Source organism: Qipengyuania sp. SM2507 (genome assembly GCF_053714505.1).
The window spans coordinates 614,287-634,378 of record NZ_CM132307.1 but is presented as its reverse complement, the minus strand read 5'-3'; the positions used below and the strand labels follow the sequence as shown (position 1 = coordinate 634,378).

Sequence of the window (20,092 nt, the reverse complement as noted above, 5' to 3'; positions counted from 1 at the left end):
GCCTAGGGCCAGACCCGCTGGCAAAGGCTCCAGCCATGAGCACCGAACTGCCGACCACATTCGACCCCGCCGATATCGAGGCGCGCTGGTATTCCCACTGGGAGGAGAACGGGCTGTTCCGCCCCGACCGCGCTGGCGCGCAAGCCTACACCATCGTCAACCCGCCGCCCAACGTGACGGGCAGCCTGCATATCGGCCACGCGCTCGACAACACGCTGCAGGACATCATGATCCGCTACGAGCGGATGCGCGGCAAGGATGCGCTGTGGGTGGTCGGCACCGATCATGCCGGGATCGCCACCCAAATGGTGGTCGAACGCCAGCTCGAGGCGGCGCAGGACAAGCGCACCAATTATTCGCGCGATGATTTCATCGCCAAGGTGTGGGAGTGGAAGGACGAAAGCGGCGGCACGATCACCCGCCAGCTGCGCCGGCTCGGCTGCTCGATGGACTGGTCCCGAGAGCAGTTCACGATGGACGAGCATTTCTCGAAAGCCGTGCTCAAGACCTTCGTCGACCTCCACCGCGACGGGCTGATCTACCGCGACAAGCGGCTGGTGAACTGGGACCCCAAGCTGAAAACCGCGATCTCCGATCTCGAGGTCGAGAACCGCGAGACGAACGGCCAGATGTGGCATTTCAAATACCCGCTCGCCGACAATGCGACCTACACCTATGTCGAGCGCGACGAGGATGGCGCGATCGTGCTCGAGGAAGAGCGCGACTATATCTCCATCGCCACCACGCGCCCGGAAACGATGCTGGGCGATGGCGCGGTAGCGGTCCATCCCGGCGACGCGCGCTATGCCTCGCTGGTTGGTAAATTGTGCGAGATCCCGGTGGGGCCCAAGGAGCACCGCCGCCAGATCCCGATCATCACCGACGAATACCCCGATCCCGATTTCGGGTCGGGCGCGGTCAAGATCACCGGCGCGCACGACGAGAACGACTATGGTGTCGCGCAGCGCAACGGCATTCCGATGTATCGCCTGATGGACGAAGTCGCCGCGATGCGCAGCGACGGTGAGACATACGCCGAAACCTCGAAGCGCGCCCGTGCCCTCGCTCGCGGCGAAGCGGCAAGCGCGGCGGACATCGACGCCATGAACCTCGTGCCCGAAGAATACCGCGGTCTCGATCGCTACGAAGCGCGCAAGCGGGTGGTCGCCGATATCGATGCCGAAGGGCTGATGATCGGCGTCGAGGACAAGGTCATCATGCAGCCCTACGGCGATCGCGGCGGGGTGGTGATCGAACCGATGCTGACCGACCAGTGGTATGTGAACGCTGGCGAACTGGCCAAGGCCCCGATCGCGGCGGTGAAGAGCGGCGAGGTCGAGATCGTCCCCAAGGCCTGGGAGAAGACCTTCTTCAACTGGATGGAGAACATCCAGCCGTGGTGCGTCAGCCGCCAGCTGTGGTGGGGTCACCGGATTCCGGCGTGGTACGACGAGAGCGGCAAGGCTTATGTCGCGATGACCGAAGCCGAAGCGCGCGAGCAGGCGGGCGACGGCGTCGAGCTGACCCGCGACGAGGACGTGCTCGACACCTGGTTCTCCAGCGCGCTCTGGCCCTTCGCCACGCTCGGCTGGCCGGACAAGACCGACTTGGTCGAGAAGCACTATCCCAACGATCTGCTCATCTCCGGCTTCGACATCCTGTTCTTCTGGGATGCGCGGATGATGATGATGGGGCGGCACCTGACCGGCCAGAACCCCTGGCCCAAGCTCTACCTCCACGGGCTGGTGCGCGCTGCCGATGGCCAGAAGATGTCCAAATCCAAGGGCAATGTGGTCGATCCGCTGGGGCTGATCGAGCGCTATGGCGCCGACGCGCTGCGCTTCTTCATGGCGGCGATGGAGAGCCAGGGCCGCGACATCAAGATGGATGACCGCCGGGTCGAGGGCTACCGCAATTTCGCGACCAAGCTGTGGAACGCGACCCGCTTCTGCCAGGCCAACGGCATCGGCGCGAGCACGCAGATCGCCGCACCGCAAGCCACGCTGGCGGTGAACAAGTGGATCATCGGCGAGGTCGTGGAAACGCAAGGCTCGCTCGACCGCGCGCTCGCCGAGCTGCGTTTCGATGCTGCCGCCAACACGATCTACCACTTCGTCTGGGATCGGTTCTGCGACTGGTACCTGGAGCTCATCAAGCCGGTTTCGGGGGCGCAGATCGACGCCGAGACCAAGACCGTCGCCGGCTGGGCGCTCGACCAGATCCTCGTCATGCTCCACCCCTTTATGCCCTTCATCACCGAAGAACTGTGGAGCAAGCAGGGCGACCGGTCCGACTACCCGCTGATCACCGCGAAATGGCCCGAGCCCGAGGCCGAGGTGGACAAGGCCGCCAAGGCCGAGATCGATTGGCTGATCGCGCTGACCGGTGCGGTCCGCGCCGCCAAGAACGAGCTCGGCATCCCGCCCGGTGCCAAGCTGGCGGCCTATTGCGCCGCGCCCAGCGCGCTGGCGAAGACGGTGGTCGAGGGCAATCCGGCGGCGATCGAGCGGCTGGCGCGGCTGACTCCGGTGCATTTCGCCGAAGCGCCCTCCGGGCCGGCGATGCAGATCGCGGCGGGCGAGGATGGCTTCGTCATCCCGCTCGAGGGCGTGATCGACATCGCCGCCGAACAGGCGCGTCTGGAAAAGGCGCTGGTCGTCTCGCGCAAGGAGGCGGGATCGCTCGCGGGTCGGCTCGGCAACGCCAGCTTCGTCGAACGCGCCAAGCCCGAAGCGGTCGAGAAGGCGCGCGGCGATCTGGCGCACCACAGTGCCGAAGTCGATCGGCTCGAGGCGGCGCTGGCCCGGCTAGGGTAACTGCCGCGGGTTCGCGTTTTCCTACAGCGATCATATCTGCCATAAAGCGGATGTGAGGCGCTCCGCCAAGCTGGCAAGGGGGGGGCTACTAACCCGCCAAGTGTCACCCAAGCGGGAAATAATCTCGCGAAAACAACTGGCTGGTTCGTTCGTTAGGGTGACACCGCCGTCACCCACTGTCACCCTCTTGGGAAATTTCTGGAAAGCCATGTGAACCTTACGCTCGCGACTGACGACACCGGGGGACCGGAGATTTTCTCCTCGCTGCAGGGCGAAGGTCCGTCCGCCGGAATGCCGGTCGCCTTCATGCGGCTGTCGCGCTGCAACCTCGCCTGCGTCTGGTGCGACACCGCCTACACCTGGCACTTCACCGGCGACGCCAGAAAGTTCGGGCGCCCCCACCGTTCCGACCCGACCTACGAACGCGGCCCCAACCAGGTCAAGCTGCCCGTCGCCGAGGTGGCGGAGCGGATTGCCGGACATGGTCAGAAGCGGCTGGTGGTCACCGGCGGCGAACCGCTGCTGCAGGCCGCGTCGCTGGCCGAATTGCTCGAACTGCTTCCAGACATGGTGGTGGAGATCGAGACCAATGGCACCACCAAGGCGCCGCCGCGGCTCGATATCCGGGTCGACCAGTACAATGTCAGCCCCAAGCTGGCGCACAGCGGCAATCCGCCCGAACTCGCGCTGATCGCCGAGCGGCTGCACGCCTATGCCGGCGATCCGCGCGCCTGGTTCAAATTCGTGGTGGCCGGGCCCGGGGATGTCGCCGAGGCGGCGGCGCTGGTCCGGAGCCATGCGATCCCGCCTGCCAAGGTGTTCCTGATGCCCGAAGGCACCGACAGCGCCACGCTGCGGACGCGCGAGCGTTGGCTGGTGCCGCTATGCCTCGAGCACGGCTTCCGGATGAGCGACCGGCTGCATATCCACCTGTTCGGCGATACCCGCGGGACCTGACCCCAGGCCTAGCCTTGGGCGCGCCAGCGCTGGACGACGCGCTCGACCGCTTCCTCGTCGCCGCCGCTGCTGTTCCACAATTCGACAAAGCTGGGATCGTCCGAGGCCGGACGCTTGGATTCCTCCAGATTGTCGAAGCGCACCCGGATCGGGATCGCGACGCCCTCGCCGCAGATGATGCATTCGCGGTTGCGCAACGCCGGTATCGCATCGAGAAAACCGCGCGCGCCCTCGGGCATGGCGGCTTTCACGAAAGCCTGGTCGCGGTCGTTGTTGAGCCGCATCGAAATGATCGTGCCGCATTGCGACAGCACGCCTTCGGCGAGGTCGGAGGGGCGCTGGGTGATGAGGCCCAGGCTGATGCCGTATTTGCGACCTTCCTTGGCGATCCGGCTGAGCACCTTGCCCACGCTCGAACCGTCGGCGTTCTTCTCGTTGGGGACGTAGCGATGCGCTTCCTCGCAGACCAGCAGCACCGGGCGGGTCTTTTCCTCGCGGCCCCAGATCGCGAAGTCGAACACCAGCCGGCTGAGCACCGCGACCACCGTGGCGGTGATGTCGGATGGCACGCCCGAAACGTCGATGATCGAGATCGGCTTGCCGTCGCCGGGCATGCGGAAAATCTTGCAGATGAAATCGGCCATGGTGTCGGCCACCAGCATCCCTGAAAACATGAACTGGTAGCGGGGATCGGATTTGATCTCGTCCAGCTTGTTCTTGATCCGCATGTAGGGGGCCGAATTGGTGGCCTTGTCGAGCTTGCCCTTCGCATCCTGAAGCGCGGTGGAGAGGTCCGACAGCAGATAGGGAATGGGCGAATCCACGGTGATCTTGCCCATCTGTTCGGCCAGCCGGCTCTTGCCGCGCGCATGCAGCAGGCAGCGCGCGAGAATATCGGCATCGACCTGCCGCTCGTTGCCCGCGCTGGTGAGCAGCACTTCGCAATGCTCCTCGAAATTCATCAGCCAATAGGGCATCTGCAGGTTCGACACGTCGAGGATCACGCCGGTCTGGCGGAAGGCCGCCGAATATTCGCCATGCGGGTCGATCATGACGATATGGCCTTCGGGCGCCGCCTCGCAGATCCGGTGGAGAATCAGCGCAGCGCTGGTCGATTTGCCGGTGCCGGTCGATCCCAGCAACGCGAAATGCTTGCCCAGCATCGCATCGATATAGAGGCCCGCGCGGATGTCCTTGGTCGGATAGACCTTGCCGATCGTAATCGCGCTGCGGCCATCGCTGGCGTAGACCTGCTTGAGATCCTGGGTCGTGGCCGGAAAAATCTTGGCACCGGGGATCGGGTAACGGGTAACCCCGCGCTTGAAGCTGTGGAGCTTGCCGGTAAGCCGCTCTTCGGCACCTTCGCCGAGGAAATCGATATTGGCGACGACCGAGCCGCTGACCTGGCGGTCCTGCTTCTGGTTGCGGACATTTGCGAGCAGCCAGCCGTCTCCGACGCGGATCTTGATCTGGCTGCCGACCTGGCCCGCCATTGCGATTGCCGGGTCCTCGTCCTGCATGCATTCGTTGAGACGCTGCAGGTCGATCGAGATGCGCGAGCCCGAACCGGCGATCTCGAGCACCTGACCGATCGGGAGCACAGCGTTGTCGACCCCGTCATTGCCGCCGCCACCGCCGCCGCCACGGCGCTCGGCCTGGGCGACTTCCTTGTGCTCGGCATGCCGGGGCTGCGCGGCAGCGGGGCGCGGCGGGGGCGCATCGCCGTGCGCGGTGGTCTCACGGACCGGCTCGGATCTCGGACGCACCGGCGCCGGGCGGCGGAGTTCCGGATCGCGGCCGGGAACTCGGTCCTGCGCGCTGGACTGAGGCGATGCGGACTGGCGGAGCACCGGCGGACGCGGTGCGTCCTGCGTCGGCGCGTTACGCTGCGGAGCAGGACGTTCGGTCGGTGCCGCATATCCAGGGCGAGCGTCCTGCGGCGAGGGAGCGGCCCCGCCACGACGGATCCGATCGCGCAGCGCATTGCGCTGCGGCAACTCCGCCCCGCCTTCGTCGGTGGAGTCGGGGGCGCGGAAATTGTGATGGGACATATCGGTCATGAAGCTTCCGCTCGATCGGCTGTTGTATAAAATGGCCTAAGCGCTGGCGGTTAAAATGTGGTAACGATCGGGCTGGGTGCGGGGCACAAGCTCCGGAAAAATTGGCTAGATCATCGCGTAGAAACGCCCAGCGGCCCAGCCCATCCCGATCGAGAGCAGCACCGCGGAAAGGCCGTAATATAGCCCCCATTCATTGGCGGAATTCTCGATGAAGCGCTCGAACCCGACTTTGCGCACCGCGACTTCGGCCATCGCCGAGGCGATGACGCGGCCATCGGTCACGGCGAAGGTCTCGGCGGTATAGACCCCCGTGCTGACATTGGACGGCAGCGAGATGCGCGCCTGGTAGAGAACCTGCTCGCGCAATTCCACGCCGCCGACCAGTTCCTGATAGAGATCCTGCCGCGTCTTGAGATCGACCAGCCCGGCGGTGAAACGCGCCTGCTCTTCCGGGTCGATGACCCCGGTGGGCGATAGCTGGATATAATCGGTGCCGAATTCGTAGATCGCGGCGGTCTTCTGGTCGACGATCTCCTCGATCGGTCGCGAGGAAGCCACCGCGAAGAAAGACGGGACCGAGCGGAAGTCGGTGTTCTCGGCATTGACCCAGACGCCCGCGAACCGCGCCTTCTCGCGCAGCCGGATCGGTTCGGGCGGCCCCTTGAGCACGACGACGATGTCGTATTGCCCGCCTCCCCCTCGCCCGGCGGGATCGATGATCGCCCCGAACAGCAGCAATTCGGTGCCGGTGAAGCCCTGCCGCACCTGCACCTCGTGCTGCGACACTTCGGGCACCAGGATCGGATCCCGCTGGCCCGAGAGCATCATGGCGAACAGCAGGAGCAGCAGCACCCTCACAGCGGCGCGACCGTGTAGATTTCATCGGGCTGGACGAACAGGCCGAAGAACATCCGCAGGGCGATCGCAAGCACGATCGAGGCGAGGATCAGCCGGAGGATTTCCGGCTTTACCTTGGAGGCGACCTGCGTCCCCATCTGCGCCCCGGTGACCGAACCGATCAGCAGCAATCCGACCAGCACGATATCGACCGCCCTGGTGGTGAGCGAATGCATCATGGTGGTGGCGATGGTGACGAAGAGGATGTTGAACAGGCTGGTGCCGACCACGACGTTTGCGCTCATCCCGAGGATGTAGAGCATGGCGGGCACGAGGATAAAACCGCCGCCCACCCCCATCAACATGGTCAGGATGCCGACCAGAATGCCCAGGATCAGCGGCGCCAGCGGCGAAATGTAGAGGCCCGAGCGATAGAAGCGCCAGCGCATCGGCAGCGAGGCGACCAGCGGGTGGTGCCGACGCCGTTTGGCGACCGAACCGGAGGACTTGCCACGCAGCGCCTGGACCGCCTCGCGTGCCATCATCATCCCGATCGACCCGAGCAGGAGGACGTAGAGCGCGCTGATGACCACGTCGATCTGGCCCATCGCACGCAGCCAGCGGAACAGCAGCGAGCCGATGCCTGCGCCGATTATCCCGCCGACGACCATCACGCTGCCCATGCGATAATCCACCCCGGCGCGCTTGGAATGGGCGAATACGCCCGAGACGCTGGCGCCGGTGACCTGGGTCGAGGCGGAGGCGGCTGCCACCGTCGGCGGCACCCCGTAGAAAATCAGCAAGGGCGTGGTCAGGAATCCGCCGCCGACGCCGAACAGGCCGGAGAGAAGGCCCGTCACCAGCCCGAGCGCGACGATCCAGAGCCCGTTCACGGACAGGTTCGCGATGGGCAGGTATACGTCCATGTCCAGCCCCTATCCTAGCACGCCCCCCGATAAAAGCTGCGAGGCGTCAGAAAGAGGACGAAAGCGTCAGCGCGGCTCCCGAGGACGGTTTGGCATCGCCCGCGACCCGGAAGCGGCAATCCGCCGCCAACCGGACCGTACCGCCGCCAACGCGCAGATCCATGCTTGCAGTCGGTCCCGCGTCGAGCCGCTCGGTCCCCTCCTGCACCCCGCCCCATGCGCCGAGCCCCAGGGCGAGCGCCCCGTGCTCGAAACGCTTCGCGACGCTCTCGACCACCAGGCTGCCATCGGCGAAGGCGGTGGCGAACTCGCCCCCCACATAGCCCGCCTGCGCATAGCCGCGGACCCGGGTGTCGAGAGGCAAGGTCTCTTCGATTCCGGCGGTCACGAAAGCGGACGGACGCAGTTCGACCTTCTCGCCGAGACGCGAGAGGCGGACTTCGCCATGCGCGCGGAGCGGCAGCCCGGGCAGGGGCCGAATGGAGAACCCCGCAGCGAGATCCCCCTCGCGGGAATCGATCGCTCCGGTGGCGCGCAGATAGGCTTGCGGCAGTTGCGCTGTCCGCGATCCGAGATCGTAGCGCAGCACGGCTCCGAACTGGCTCTTGCCATAGGTCGGGGCGAGCGGTCCCGCGCCGGCATCGGGTCCCCCGCCTTCGCGCAGGAACAGCCAGCCATCGACCGAAAAACGCCGCGGTTCGATCGACTTGTCCGTTCTCGTCGGAAGGGAGAAGATAGCATTCTGCGGATTTGCTTGATCTGATTTCGATAGCGACTGTCGAGTGTTGCCTGCAATCGAGGGCAGTACGACGCTGGGAAGGACATTCGACTGCAGGCCGCTATACACCAGACCCCGACGGGCAAATCCGGAAGGGTCAGCCCACGGCGACACGGACGGTGCGATCATAGGGCGAGAAGATGGCCTCTCCTCGTTAGCGACCGTATTGGAAGTCGAGAATGCCCACCATGGAAGTGTCGAATTGGGGGGCTCCTCTCCACCACCATTCCTGATCGCATGATTTTGTTCAGCAGATCCTGCGAAGGACACCGAAATTTCGGCGATCTGATTCGGGGGCACCCAATAGCTGGCCCTCAGCCAGATCCAGAGCGCCAGCACCACCAGCATGAGCGCCAGCGGCTGACCGCGGAAGGGGCGTTTGTCCGGCAATGAGCCGAGGGTCGGTCGAGCAATCATGCCGTCCGGGATTCGTGCAGTTCGGACGCGGGATGGTGGGCGTGTTCGGTCTTGTCCCACCGCGCCTCCGCCCCGCTCAGGGTTGCGACATAGGCCACAATCGCGCGGCGGCCCGCCATGATCGCGACGACATTGGAAACCGGGATCCGCAGGATCGCCAGCAGCCCCTCGCGCCACCCAAACTCCCGGGTAGTAAATGCTGCGCGGACCAGCGCGCGCCAGACGAAGGCTATGCTGCAGATCACCAGCATAGTCGTGAGTAGCGGAGACGCTGCGACCGGCAGGAGTACACCGAACAAGGCGGCAATCCCGATGATACCCGACAGCACCACAAGCAGATAGGCCATCGCCAGAAGCAGTGCCGCGAACGGACCACGGCGGTCGCGCAGCTTCATCCACACGCGCAGTGTTCCTCCGTTCCAGCCCAGCCGATCCCAGCCCTGCAGCGCTATCCCGTGAATCCAGCGCGTTTTCTGGCGCACCGCAGTGTCGATCCGCGATGGAAAGTAGGCTCTCGTGGCGATCAACCGTCCGTCCCTGGTGCGCAGGCGCAGAAAGCGGTCGCGCCCGCCGATGGCGCTCACATTGAGACCGAACTCATAGTCTTCGGTCAGCGATTTTACCTCGAACGGTCCGCCTTCGCCGGACAACTCGGCCAGCCGTCCGAGCGTATCGCGTTCCACCGCGCAGCCTACTCCGGCGCCCGGAATGCCCGCACCCAGCGCATTGCGTACCACCATGACCTTGGCGTGCGCTTCGGCGAATTCGTCGCAATAATGACTGCCGACGAAGCGTGAGCCGCGCTGCGGCAGGGCGAGGACGGGCAGCTGGACGAATTCTGCATGGTCGAGCGCGGCGTCGAGCGCGGCGAGCGCGGCGGGATCGACCAGGTCTTCGGCGTCGTGAAGCACAACCATGCGGGCGCGCTGGAGAGTGCGCACTTCGTCAGCCACCAGCGCTGTATAAAGCGCGTTGAGGCAGTCGGCCTTGCAGGTTGGACCGTCGCGATCGTGGACTACCAGACGCACCCGCGCATCCGTCTGCGCGACGATGGACGCTGCGTCGAATGTGGCGCGATCGTTGCGATAGCAGCCGATGTAGAAGCGCGCTTCGGCCTGCGGCCAGGCCAGCAGCGCGTGGGTCAGCATCGGGCGGATAACGCGCGCCTCGTCCCACGCAGGCACGAAGATCGCCGCGATCCCGGAAAGCGGGCGCGCGTGCAATTGCGCTTCATCGACGTGTGGGGTCGCAACCTTTCCGCGAAGGCGCAGCCAGCCATAGGCCAGGTCCACGGCCAGTTCGTCCAGCGCACCGAGAATGAAAAAGAAGGTCGCGAAGAGGAACAGCTCGTGCTGAACCAGCGCAAGCCATTCGCCAGCACTCAGCTGAGCCAATAACCCCATCGCAAATCCTCCCGGGACTTACGTATAACCGACAGCGATTACTTGCAACGGATATGGACAGGATGAACTGTCAAAGGATTCAGAGAGAACCGCCCTGCCGTCGTATCAATCCGCTCCGATTCGGACCAAATAGCGCGGTCGAACAAACTTGTCGGTCGCGAATCGCGAGTGGTCGCCTTGCCGATGAGCCATGCCGGCGGGAAGACAAGCGGGGGCGGTTCCTTGCCCGCCCCCGTTTGGAATAGATGATCGAAGTCAGAAGCTCGCGCTGAGCGTCACCACGAAGGCATCGTCGACGAAATCGTAGAAGCCGACCGGAATGTCGCCCTCGGCGCCGACATAGGCGGCGCTGACCGACAGCGGACCATAGATTTCCGCTTCCGCGCCGATCGACCAGTCGAAAGCCTTGCTGTCGTTGGTGAAGGTCAGGAAGCCGTCGGTGTAACCGACATGGCCGATCAGGCTCACCGGAGTGCCGGGAATGCCCACTCCGAGATCGGTATAGATGTAGAAATTGTCGGTGCCGCCCAGCGAATCCTGTTCGGGCGCGTAGGCCACGCCGACGGTGGCTTCGGCGGGTCCCATGGCGAAGCCGACCGAGCCATAGACTTCGATGTAATCGAAATCACCCGGGCCAGCGTCAGGGTAGAGATAGCCGATCACCCCGACATCGGCGGAAAGACCGCTGGCGAATTCGCCGCTCCAGCCGCCATAGACATCGAGTTCGGTCGAACCGAAGCCAACCGTGGTCTCGTCGAGCGACGAGGCCCAGGTGCCGACGTAGAAGCCGGAATCGGTTGCCAGATCGAAACCGCCCTGGATGGCGATCTCGCCACCCGACAGGTCGACACCGCGGAAGCGGTATTCGCTTGCGAGCGCGACATTGGCCGAGATGGTGATCGGGCCCTGGGTGTCTGCCGCGACCTCGTCGGCCGGGTTGACGGTCTGCGCAAAGGCAGGAGCGGATAGGGTGAAACTCGCCAAGACGAGCGATGCGGCGAGGCCGCGCGAGGACGTGAGCATGACAGACTCCTGATGGTTGTCGCTTCGTCCCACCTGCAAACGACGTCGGGCCCGGGTTATGGTTCGGGTTCCTCTAACGTGTTCGCAACCATATTTCACAAACCAGCCAACGAAAGCAAGTTTCGCAGCGAGTATTACCGATTGAAGACCGACAGCGTGGTTTTTGTGCAACTGCGAAGGCGCAGGCGGTCCCCAAGACAGGCAGAGTGCAGTTGCCCGGCAGCCCGCGCGCGACTATGCGCCTTGCAGCGCTTTGTTTTGGCGCCATCTTAACGCCCATGCTCAACTCCATCCGCCAGATCTTCCGCAGGCCCAAGGCGCCGGTCAAGCTTACGGCGGTGCCCGAGGGCGAGCGCTATTACGTCGTCGGCGATGTCCACGGCCGCCTCGACCTGTTCGACGCGCTGCGCCGCGCGATCGAGGACGACGATGGCGCTTCGCAGCAAGCTGGCTCGACCGTTGTCCTGCTGGGCGACCTGGTCGATCGCGGCCCCCAGAGCGCGGGCGTCATCGCCGCAGCGCGCGAATGGCAGGGCCTCCGCCCGCTGCGCTGCCTCGCCGGCAATCACGAGGAGATGTTCCTCGAGAGCTTCGACGACAAGGACGTGCTGCGCCACTTCCTCAAGCATGGCGGCCGCGAGACCATCATGAGCTACGGCATCTCGCGCAAGGAACTCGACGCGCTGACGCTGGACGAACTGCGCGCAGAAATGGCACGCCTTGTCCCGGCAGGGCACCGCGACTTCCTCGAGTCCTTCGAGGAGCTGATCGTCGCCGGAGACTACGTCTTCGTCCACGCGGGCGTCGACCCCTTGCGCGCGATGGACGACCAGAGCCGCAGCGACCTGTTGTGGATCCGCGAGCGCTTCCTGCGCCATGTCGATCCGCTCAGCCATGTCGTCGTCCATGGCCACACCATCTTCGAGGACATCGAGGATCGCGGCCATCGCATCGGGATCGATACCGGCGCCTTTCGCACGGGCGTGCTGACCGCGCTGGTGCTGGACGGCACGCAGCGGCGCTATATCCAGGCGGTCGACATCGACGGCACGATCACCATCCGTCACACCGGGGGCATTTCATGAAGATCGCAATGGTTGGCTCGGGCTATGTGGGGCTGGTATCGGGGGCCTGCTTTGCCGATTTCGGCCACGAAGTGGTCTGCATCGACAAAGATCAGACGAAGATCGCGCGGCTGCGTGAGGGCGTGATGCCGATCTACGAACCCGGGCTCGACAAGCTGGTCGACAGCAACGTCAAGGCCGGGCGTCTGACCTTCACCACCGATCTGGCCGAAGGCATCGCCGGGGCGCAGGCGATCTTTATCGCGGTCGGCACCCCCAGCCGCCGCGGCGACGGCCATGCCGACCTGTCCTTCGTCTATGCGGTCGCCGAGGAAATCGGCGCGACCCTCTCCAACGACGCGGTGGTGGTGACCAAGTCGACCGTCCCCGTCGGAACCGGCGACGAGGTCGAGCGCATCCTCGCCGACAGCGGGACCACACATCGCTTCGCGGTGGTCTCCAACCCGGAATTCCTGCGCGAGGGCGCCGCGATCGGCGATTTCAAGCGCCCCGACCGGATCGTCATCGGCGCGCAGGACGAGTTCGGCCGCGAGATCATGCGCGAGGTCTATCGCCCGCTGTTCCTCAATGAATCGCCGATCCTGTTCACCGGGCGGCGCACCAGCGAGCTGATCAAATACGCCGCCAACGCCTTCCTCGCGACCAAGATCACCTTCATCAACGAGATGGCCGATCTGTGCGAGCGCGTCGGCGCGGATGTCCAGGATGTCGCCCGCGGGATCGGGATGGACAACCGTATCGGTTCAAAATTCCTCCACGCCGGGCCCGGCTATGGCGGCTCGTGCTTCCCCAAGGACACGCTGGCGCTGCTCAAGACCGCCGAGGATTTCGACAGCCCGGTCAGGATCGTCGCCGCGGTGGTCGAGGCCAACGACAGCCGCAAGCGAGCGATGGGCCGCAAGGTGCTCGACGCGCTGGGCGGCAAGGACAATGCGCGCGGCAAGAAGGTGGCGCTGCTCGGGCTGACCTTCAAGCCCAACACCGACGACATGCGCGATTCGCCTGCGATCGCGGTGGCCCAGACGCTCACCGACGCCGGGGTCGAGGTTTGCGCCTACGATCCCGAGGGCATGGAATCCGCGCGTCCGCTGATGCCGCAAGTGACCATGTGCGAGGATCCCTACACCGCGATCGAGGGCGCCGATGCCATCGCCATCGTGACCGAATGGGACGCCTTCCGCGCGCTCGACCTCGACCGGGTCAAGCAGATCGCCAAGGCCCCGGTGCTGGTCGATCTGCGCAACATCTATCGCCCCGAGGATGTCCGCGCACGCGGCTTCGACTATGTGAGCGTCGGGCGCAGCTAGCAGACCAGCCCGCACCCGGCACAGGCCGGACGCGGGTTCAGGGCCTCAGGCGCCGCCCGCCGCGATCCAGCGGTCGATCTTGGCTTCCAGTACCGGCAACGGCAACCCGCCGGTGTTCAGCACCTGCGCGTGGAAGGCCTTGATGTCGAAACCATCGCCCAGCCGCTGCTCGGCCCGCTGGCGCAGTTCCTGGATCTTGAGCGCGCCGACCTTGTAGGCCAGCGCCTGGCTGGGGATGGCGATATAGCGTTCGACCTCGGCCACCACCTCGGTGCGGGTCATGCCCGAATTTTCCAGCATGAAGTCGATCGCCTGCTCGCGCGTCCAGCCCTTGGAGTGCAGACCGGTATCGACCACCAGCCGCATGGCGCGCAATTGCTCGTCCTGAAGCGTGCCGTAGCGATTCCAGGGATCCTCGAAGAAACCCATCTCCTCGCCCAGCGTCTCGGCATAAAGCGCCCAGCCCTCGACGAAGGCGGTGGTCCCGCCGAAGCGCATGAAGGCGGGCAGCGCCTCGTTCTCCTGCGCCAGGCTGATCTGGAAATGGTGCCCGGGCGCGCCCTCGTGCAGATAGAGCGTCATATTGCCCGTCGTCAGCCGGCTGGGCAGATCGTAGGCGTTGAAATAGAAGATCCCCGGCCGCGAGCCGTCCGGCGCGCCCGACTGGTAGGAGCCGCCGGCAGAGAACTGCTCGCGGAAGGTCTCGTAGGGGCGGATTTCGAGCGGCGCTGCGGGAGTCAGCGAAAACAGCTCGTCGATCTTTTCATCGACCTGCTCGCCGATGTCGTAATAGGTCTGCGTCAGCGCCTCGCGGCTTTCCGGCTTGAACTGCGGATCGGTGCGGACGTAGTCGAAAAACTCGTTGAGCGTGCCCTCGAAGCCGACCTCGGCCTTGATCTCTTCGAGCCCGGTCTTGATCCGCGCGACTTCGCTCAGGCCCAACTCGTGCAGGTAATCGGGTGCGAGCGGCAGCGTGGTCGTGCTCTCGATCAGCTGGCGATAGAGCGCCTCGCCGCCCTTCATCTGCGACAGGCCCACGCTCGTCCGCGCCCGCGGCAGATACTCGTCGCGCAGGAAATCGCGCATGCGCGTGTGCGCCGCGTAGATGCCTTGCGTGCTGGCGCGGTAATCCCCGGTCAGCCGCGCTTTTTCGGCGGCGGAGAAGCTCTCGGGGAAATTCTTGACCGGCATCCAGAACGGCGATTCCTCAAGCGGCATCTCCACCTGCGTATCGAGCTGTTCGATCACATTGCCGATCGTTAGCCTGGTTTCGAGCACACCGCTCTCGAGCCCTGCGCGGAACAGGCCGATCGCACGATCGGTCAGTTCGATATAGTTCTCGTGCCGGCTGAGATTGTTCTCGTAATCCTCGACCGTCTTGAAAGGCGCCGCGCTCTGCCCGCTGGCAAAGGTCGGGTAGAAGGTGTGGAAGCCAGAGAAATGGTTCACCGGGCGCACCTCGGTGACCGCGAGTATCGCGTCGGTCAGCCCCTTGAGCGCCTGCTGCTGATTGTATTCGAAGACGTCATAGGCCAGCCGGTCGGTCTCATCGAGCGCAGCGCGGTCGATTGCCCGCAGTCGCTCCAGATTGGTCTGCGCATCGGCGCGGCTCGCGTCGTTGTATTCGTCGGTGAGGAAATCACCCAGCCTGTCGGCATAGCGCATGTCGCCGCGGAACAGCGCGCTGATCGGATTGAGCTTGAGATTGCGTTCGTCCGCATCGGCGAACAGCGCGAAGAGCCGGTCGTGCTCCGACTGCGCCGCTGCGGTGGTTGCTACCCCGGGCGAACCAGCCTCGGGAACGGTGGTGGCGCAGGCGGCGAGCGAGAGAGCGGCGCCAGCGAGCAGCGCGTAACGGATGGCCATGATGGCAAATTCCTTCAATGAAACTGAATCAGGGCCTAAGCCCCGCCACGGAGCCCTGCAACCGGCCAGCAGACCAGTGAGCTACGCGTCCCGACAAATATCGACTCGGTGTTTGGGTTTGGTCGGGGTGTCCGGTGCCGCCTATTCGGCAATCCGGCCGCGCACCATCACCCACTCCACATTTTCGAGCACGGTGACATCCTCGACCGGATTGCCCGCGACCGCGATCATGTCGGCGGAATAGCCGGGCGCGAGGCGACCGATCTCACCTTCCATCTGCAGCACCTCCGCCGCAACGGTGGTGGCGCTGGCGAAGGCGTCGCGATGCGACATGCCCTGGTCCACCATCAGCGCGAATTCCTCGGCATTGCGGCCATGGTCGAACACGCCGGCATCGGTCCCGAAAGCGATCGGAACGCCCCAGCGATAGGCCCTGCCCATGAACACCTTGGCGGTTTCGGCGACCGCACGGATCTTGTCCTCGACCACCGGCGTGTAGATGCCCTGCCCCAGCCGCTCGGTGACGCCCTGAAACGCCATCAGCGTCGGTACCAGCACGGTGCCATTGGCCTTCATCGCATCGGCCGCCTGTTCGTCGAGATAGGTCGCGTGCTCGATGCTGTCGATCCCGGCCCGCGCCGCCGCCTCGATCCCGCGCGCGCCATGCGCATGCGCCATGACCTGCAGCCCGAGCGAATGCGCGGTGTCGGCGATGCTCTTCATCTCGGCATCGGAGAAATGCGCCTCGAGCCCGCGACCCTGCTGGCTCAGCACCCCGCCGGTGGCGGTGATCTTGATGATGTCGGCGCCGTTCTGGCTCGCACGGCGGACCTTCTCGGCGCATTCCACCGCGCCGGTGCAGGTGTAGCCAGAGGTGAGCACTTCGTTGACCTCGGGGCGGAACCCGGAGACGTCGCCATGCCCGCCGACGATGGCGAGCGCCGGCCCGGCGGCGACGATGCGCGGCCCCTCGATCATCCCTTCCTCGGTCCCGCGCCGCAGCGAAAAAGCGCTGTGCTGCGCGCTCCCGGCTTCGCGCACCGTAGTGAAGCCGGCGCGAAGCGTTTTGGCGGCGTTCTTGGCGCCGACCACGACGCCCCATTCCTCGGGCTCGACCGCGCCCTTCCAGAAATCGCCACCGGGATCGCCGGTCAGATGGACATGCAGGTCGATCAGGCCGGGAACTACGGTCATGCCCTCCAGCCGGACCGTCTCGGCGCCTTCCGGTCCCGCATTCCAGCCGCGCTCGATACTCACGATGCGGCCGTCTGTGACGGTGATGGTCGCCGGGCCCATCGGCTGGCTATTCGCATCGGCGATCACATTGCCGGCTTGGACCACGGTGGTGTCGGCCAAAGCGGGCGCGGCGGCGAAAGCGGCGACAAGCGCCAGCGGATAGGTGAAACGCATCATTATTCTCCCCTTTGCGCAGCGTGATGCCTTGCGGGCGTCCCGCACACAAGCGCCGGTTTGCCACGCGCGCCCGCCCCGCTATGAAGCGAGCATAGCTATTTCCATGATCGAGAGAGGATCGCCCCGCCCATGACCCACCGGACAATCGCCACATTTTTGCTCGCTTCCAGCGCGCTCGCCGCCACCTCCGTTTCGGCGCGGCCGATGACGGCGGAAGACGTCGCCAAGATCGAAAGCGTCGGCGCGATCGCGCTCGCGCCCGACGGCAACCGGATCGCCTACACCACCGTCAGCCTGCCCGATGTGACCTCAGGCGAAGAGAATGGCGGCCCGCGCCAGCAACTCAGGCTCGCCTACGGGCCGGGCAATGTCCGCGATTTCCTGCCCGATGACATGAATGTAGGCAGCATCGCCTTCTCGCCCGATGGCCGCTGGGTCAGCTTCCTGTGGACCAAGGAAGACGAGAAGCGCGCGGTCTGGGGCATCCCCATCGATGGCGGCGCGCAGCGCAAGCTTGCAGAAATCGATGGCGCTGCCGTGCGCAGCTATGCCTGGAGCCCCGACGGGCGGCACATGCACCTGCTCGCCGGAGCCGCCGAAGACAAGCTGCGCGCCAGCCAGAGCAAGGCCGGCTTCGACGCGATCGTCTACGAGGAAGAAGCCCGCCTCAACCGCCTGTTCCGCGCCGCCATCGGTGAGACGGTCGACGCCGAGCCGCAGGCGATCGCGATCCCCGGCTATGTCAGCGCTTTCAAGATCGCGCCCGATGCGCGCTATGGCATCATCGAAAGCGCGCCGACCCCGCAGGTCGACGACAGCTACACCGCCAAGCGGGTCCATGTGCTCGATCTCGCCACCGGCCGGATCGGCGCGGTGGTCGAGACGCCCGGCAAGATCGGCGATGTCGAGATTTCGCCCGACGGCTCGCGGCTGTCGCTGATCGCGGGGATCGACATCAACGATCCCGCCGCGACCACGCTGCATTTCGTCGATGTCGCGAGCGGCACCTATCGCGCGCTCAACCAGGGTGCGCCCGAGGCCGCGGTGGACGCCGAATGGTTGCCCGACGGACGGCTTGCGGCGGTGATCCACAAAGGCGCGCAGTCGGCGCTGCGAATCTACAACGCCGACGGAACGGTCGATGTCGAACACGACAGCGGGGCTCTGATCTTGACCGCGGTCGAAGCGGCGGGGAACCGCATTGCGGTCGAGGCCAATTCGCCGACCCATCCCAGCGAGCTGTTCGTCTGGAACGACGGTGCTTTCCAGCGCTGGACCTCGCACAATCCCTGGCTGTCGGAGATCGATTTCGGCACCCAACGCACCGTGACCTACACCGCGCGCGACGGGCAGGCGGTCGAGGGCGTGCTGGTCGAGCCGGTCGGGGGTGCTCCGCGCGGTGGCGCGCCGTTGATCCTCGATGTGCACGGTGGTCCGGAAGCACATGATTCCAATGGCTGGGTTACCAATTACAGCGGTCCCGGCCAGGTCGCGGCGGGCCAGGGTTATGCGGTCTTCCTGCCCAATTATCGCGGCTCGACCGGTTATGGCACCGCCTATTCCAAGCAGCACCAGGGCAATTACACCGACCCCGAATTCACCGATCTGGTCGATGCCAAAAGAGCGCTGGTGGCACTGGGCGTCGCCGATGCCGACCGGGTCGGAATGACCGGCGGATCCTATGGCGGCTATGCCACCGGCTGGGCCTCGACCTATTTCAGCGAGGAGTTCGCGGCGGGTGTCATGTTCGTCGGGATATCCAACCAGGTCAGCAAGTTCGGCACCACCGACATCCCCTACGAGATGTACAATGTCCACAGCCTGGCCTGGCCCTGGGACGACTGGCTCAAGATGCTCGAGGTCAGCCCGGTCTATCATGTCGACAAGGCCGAAACCCCGCTGCTGATCATGCACGGTGCCGAGGATACGCGGGTTTCGCCGACGCAGAGCTACGAGCTCTACCGCTCGATCAAGGTGCGCAAGCCCGAGACTCCGGTGCGGCTGGTGCTCTACCCCGGCGAGGGCCACGGCAACAACCAGGCGGCGGCACGGTACGATTACAATTTGCGGATGATGCGCTGGTTCGACACCTATCTCAAGACCGGTGACCGCAAGGCGCAACTGCCTGATTCCAGGCCGGTTCTGGCCGCAGGAACGGTCGGGACCGCGTCCGCGGACGAGGAATGATCCGGCAATGACGCTATAAGCAACCTGCAATCATCGGGTGCTGATACGACAAGGGCGGCTCAACGAGCCGCCCTTGCTTTTTGGGATAGTTGCAAACGCTCTAGAACGTGTAGCCGATCCCCACCGCGCCAAGGAACTGGTCGGCCTCGCCGCGGATGCTGGTGAAGGGCGAATCCTTGGCATCGCCGAGCATCCGCGAATACCCCCCCAGCGCGACCAGAGCGAGCCCGCCATCGGTGACATCGCCATTGAGGTCGAAGGCCAGGAACACGTTGACGCCCGCACTTTCGAACCCGCTGTCGGCCTGGAACCCGGGCAGGACATCGGCAGCGGGGAGCGCGGCGTTGGTGGCGGGCACCGAATAGTAATAATCGGCGTAGTCGTCGTCGATATATTTGGTGCTCAGCGAGAGCGAGGCGGCGATCCCGCGGCTCAGCGGGGTGAAATAGGTGATCGCCGGGCTCACCGACATGCCGTCATGCGCGCCCGCCACATCCCAAGCGGCATCGACCGAGAGGCTGAGGCTGTCGAAGGGGTTGAGCAATTGCGGGAAGCTGACCCCGGCGCTCGGCCCGACCTCGATCGCAGTGTCGAGTTCGCCATAGGCCTCGACCACCGGGTCCTTGATTCCGTCGAGATCGGCGCGGTCGCGGTTGAGCTTGATCACCGGCCCGAAGGAAAAGGACACGCCCTCGTCCGGATCGGGGATGAAATCGAGCGCGACACCCGCCGGGCGCGGACTGATATCGACCCCGCCAAGCGATCCCTGCACGATCGGCAGGACGAAGGTCCGGTAATCGTCCGAACCCGAATAGCTCGCGCCATAGGCGACCCCGACGCCGACGGTGAGATAATCTCCGTCGAACACGGTTTCCTCGGGCACGTCGGGCGCCGCGGCGCGCACGCCGGGGGCACCGGCGTCCTGCGCGGCAAGCGGGGCGGCAATAAGCACGGTTCCAGCGGCCATCAGGCCAGCGGCGAATATTTTCATGGTTTTCCTCGGTAAACGGTTCACCG

The 20,092-nt window shown here is 65.1% G+C and carries 14 protein-coding genes; 5 read left to right on the top strand and 9 right to left on the bottom strand.

Annotated features, from left to right (window positions below):
- Positions 1–35: 35 nt before the first annotated feature.
- Positions 36–2,816, top strand: coding sequence for a valine--tRNA ligase (locus ACWIKC_RS03015; protein ID WP_454598651.1), 2,781 nt, complete (start codon positions 36–38; stop codon positions 2,814–2,816).
- A 210-nt stretch (positions 2,817–3,026) separates the two neighbouring features.
- Positions 3,027–3,773: a 7-carboxy-7-deazaguanine synthase QueE gene (locus ACWIKC_RS03010; protein WP_454598650.1), complete on the top strand. Its 747-nt coding sequence runs from the start codon at positions 3,027–3,029 to the stop codon at positions 3,771–3,773.
- Positions 3,774–3,781: 8 nt separating this feature from the next.
- On the opposite strand, the gene ACWIKC_RS03005 is transcribed toward ACWIKC_RS03010, so the two are convergent.
- The 6 genes from ACWIKC_RS03005 to ACWIKC_RS02980 form a co-directional block, all read right to left on the bottom strand.
- Positions 3,782–5,833, bottom strand: a complete 2,052-nt coding sequence (locus tag ACWIKC_RS03005; protein WP_454598649.1) for a helicase HerA domain-containing protein — start codon at positions 5,831–5,833, stop codon at positions 3,782–3,784.
- 105 nt (positions 5,834–5,938) lie between these two features.
- Complete coding sequence (locus tag ACWIKC_RS03000; RefSeq protein WP_454598648.1) at positions 5,939–6,691, bottom strand: TIGR02186 family protein; 753 nt, start codon at positions 6,689–6,691, stop codon at positions 5,939–5,941.
- The gene (locus ACWIKC_RS02995; RefSeq protein WP_454598647.1) at positions 6,688–7,596 is read right to left on the bottom strand and encodes a sulfite exporter TauE/SafE family protein; all 909 of its coding nucleotides are present in this window, start codon (positions 7,594–7,596) and stop codon (positions 6,688–6,690) included. The genes ACWIKC_RS03000 and ACWIKC_RS02995 overlap by 4 nt, the downstream gene beginning before the upstream one ends.
- A gap of 46 nt (positions 7,597–7,642) precedes the next feature.
- A complete protein-coding gene (locus tag ACWIKC_RS02990; protein ID WP_454598646.1) occupies positions 7,643–8,443 on the bottom strand; it encodes a hypothetical protein in 801 nt (266 codons plus the stop codon).
- 344 nt (positions 8,444–8,787) lie between these two features.
- Entirely contained in the window at positions 8,788–10,194 is a 1,407-nt protein-coding gene (locus ACWIKC_RS02985; protein WP_454598645.1) for a glycosyl transferase family protein, read from the bottom strand.
- 255 nt (positions 10,195–10,449) lie between these two features.
- The gene (locus tag ACWIKC_RS02980) at positions 10,450–11,217 is read right to left on the bottom strand and encodes a TorF family putative porin (RefSeq protein ID WP_454598644.1); all 768 of its coding nucleotides are present in this window, start codon (positions 11,215–11,217) and stop codon (positions 10,450–10,452) included.
- Between the two features lie 278 nt (positions 11,218–11,495).
- Here ACWIKC_RS02980 and ACWIKC_RS02975 point away from each other — a divergent pair, with 278 nt between their 5' ends.
- Positions 11,496–12,302 (top strand): metallophosphoesterase family protein, encoded by an 807-nt coding sequence (locus ACWIKC_RS02975; protein ID WP_454598643.1) that lies wholly within the window; start codon positions 11,496–11,498, stop codon positions 12,300–12,302.
- Positions 12,299–13,609, top strand: coding sequence for a UDP-glucose dehydrogenase family protein (locus tag ACWIKC_RS02970; RefSeq protein ID WP_454598642.1), 1,311 nt, complete (start codon positions 12,299–12,301; stop codon positions 13,607–13,609). The genes ACWIKC_RS02975 and ACWIKC_RS02970 overlap by 4 nt, the downstream gene beginning before the upstream one ends.
- A 45-nt stretch (positions 13,610–13,654) precedes the next feature.
- On the opposite strand, the gene ACWIKC_RS02965 is transcribed toward ACWIKC_RS02970, so the two are convergent.
- The gene (locus ACWIKC_RS02965) at positions 13,655–15,475 is read right to left on the bottom strand and encodes a DUF885 domain-containing protein (protein ID WP_454598641.1); all 1,821 of its coding nucleotides are present in this window, start codon (positions 15,473–15,475) and stop codon (positions 13,655–13,657) included.
- A gap of 141 nt (positions 15,476–15,616) precedes the next feature.
- Positions 15,617–16,888: an amidohydrolase family protein gene (locus ACWIKC_RS02960; protein WP_454598640.1), complete on the bottom strand. Its 1,272-nt coding sequence runs from the start codon at positions 16,886–16,888 to the stop codon at positions 15,617–15,619.
- A gap of 129 nt (positions 16,889–17,017) precedes the next feature.
- Here ACWIKC_RS02960 and ACWIKC_RS02955 point away from each other — a divergent pair, with 129 nt between their 5' ends.
- Positions 17,018–19,075 carry a S9 family peptidase gene (locus ACWIKC_RS02955; protein ID WP_454598639.1) on the top strand — a complete coding sequence of 686 codons (2,058 nt, stop codon included), beginning with the start codon at positions 17,018–17,020 and terminating at the stop codon, positions 19,073–19,075.
- Between the two features lie 100 nt (positions 19,076–19,175).
- Here ACWIKC_RS02955 and ACWIKC_RS02950 read toward each other — a convergent pair whose 3' ends face one another.
- Positions 19,176–20,066: a MipA/OmpV family protein gene (locus tag ACWIKC_RS02950; protein WP_454598638.1), complete on the bottom strand. Its 891-nt coding sequence runs from the start codon at positions 20,064–20,066 to the stop codon at positions 19,176–19,178.
- Positions 20,067–20,092: the final 26 nt, after the last annotated feature.

Coding starts and splice junctions, on each gene's coding strand:
- ACWIKC_RS02980 (WP_454598644.1), bottom strand. CDS start 11,217: ATGCTCACGTCCTCGCGCGGCCTCGCCGCATCGCTCGTCTTGGCGAGT.
- ACWIKC_RS02970 (WP_454598642.1), top strand. CDS start 12,299: ATGAAGATCGCAATGGTTGGCTCGGGCTATGTGGGGCTGGTATCGGGG.
- ACWIKC_RS02965 (WP_454598641.1), bottom strand. CDS start 15,475: ATGGCCATCCGTTACGCGCTGCTCGCTGGCGCCGCTCTCTCGCTCGCC.
- ACWIKC_RS02955 (WP_454598639.1), top strand. CDS start 17,018: ATGACCCACCGGACAATCGCCACATTTTTGCTCGCTTCCAGCGCGCTC.
- ACWIKC_RS02975 (WP_454598643.1), top strand. CDS start 11,496: ATGCTCAACTCCATCCGCCAGATCTTCCGCAGGCCCAAGGCGCCGGTC.
- ACWIKC_RS02950 (WP_454598638.1), bottom strand. CDS start 20,066: ATGAAAATATTCGCCGCTGGCCTGATGGCCGCTGGAACCGTGCTTATT.
- ACWIKC_RS02960 (WP_454598640.1), bottom strand. CDS start 16,888: ATGATGCGTTTCACCTATCCGCTGGCGCTTGTCGCCGCTTTCGCCGCC.
- ACWIKC_RS02985 (WP_454598645.1), bottom strand. CDS start 10,194: ATGGGGTTATTGGCTCAGCTGAGTGCTGGCGAATGGCTTGCGCTGGTT.
- ACWIKC_RS02995 (WP_454598647.1), bottom strand. CDS start 7,596: ATGGACGTATACCTGCCCATCGCGAACCTGTCCGTGAACGGGCTCTGG.
- ACWIKC_RS03005 (WP_454598649.1), bottom strand. CDS start 5,833: ATGACCGATATGTCCCATCACAATTTCCGCGCCCCCGACTCCACCGAC.
- ACWIKC_RS03015 (WP_454598651.1), top strand. CDS start 36: ATGAGCACCGAACTGCCGACCACATTCGACCCCGCCGATATCGAGGCG.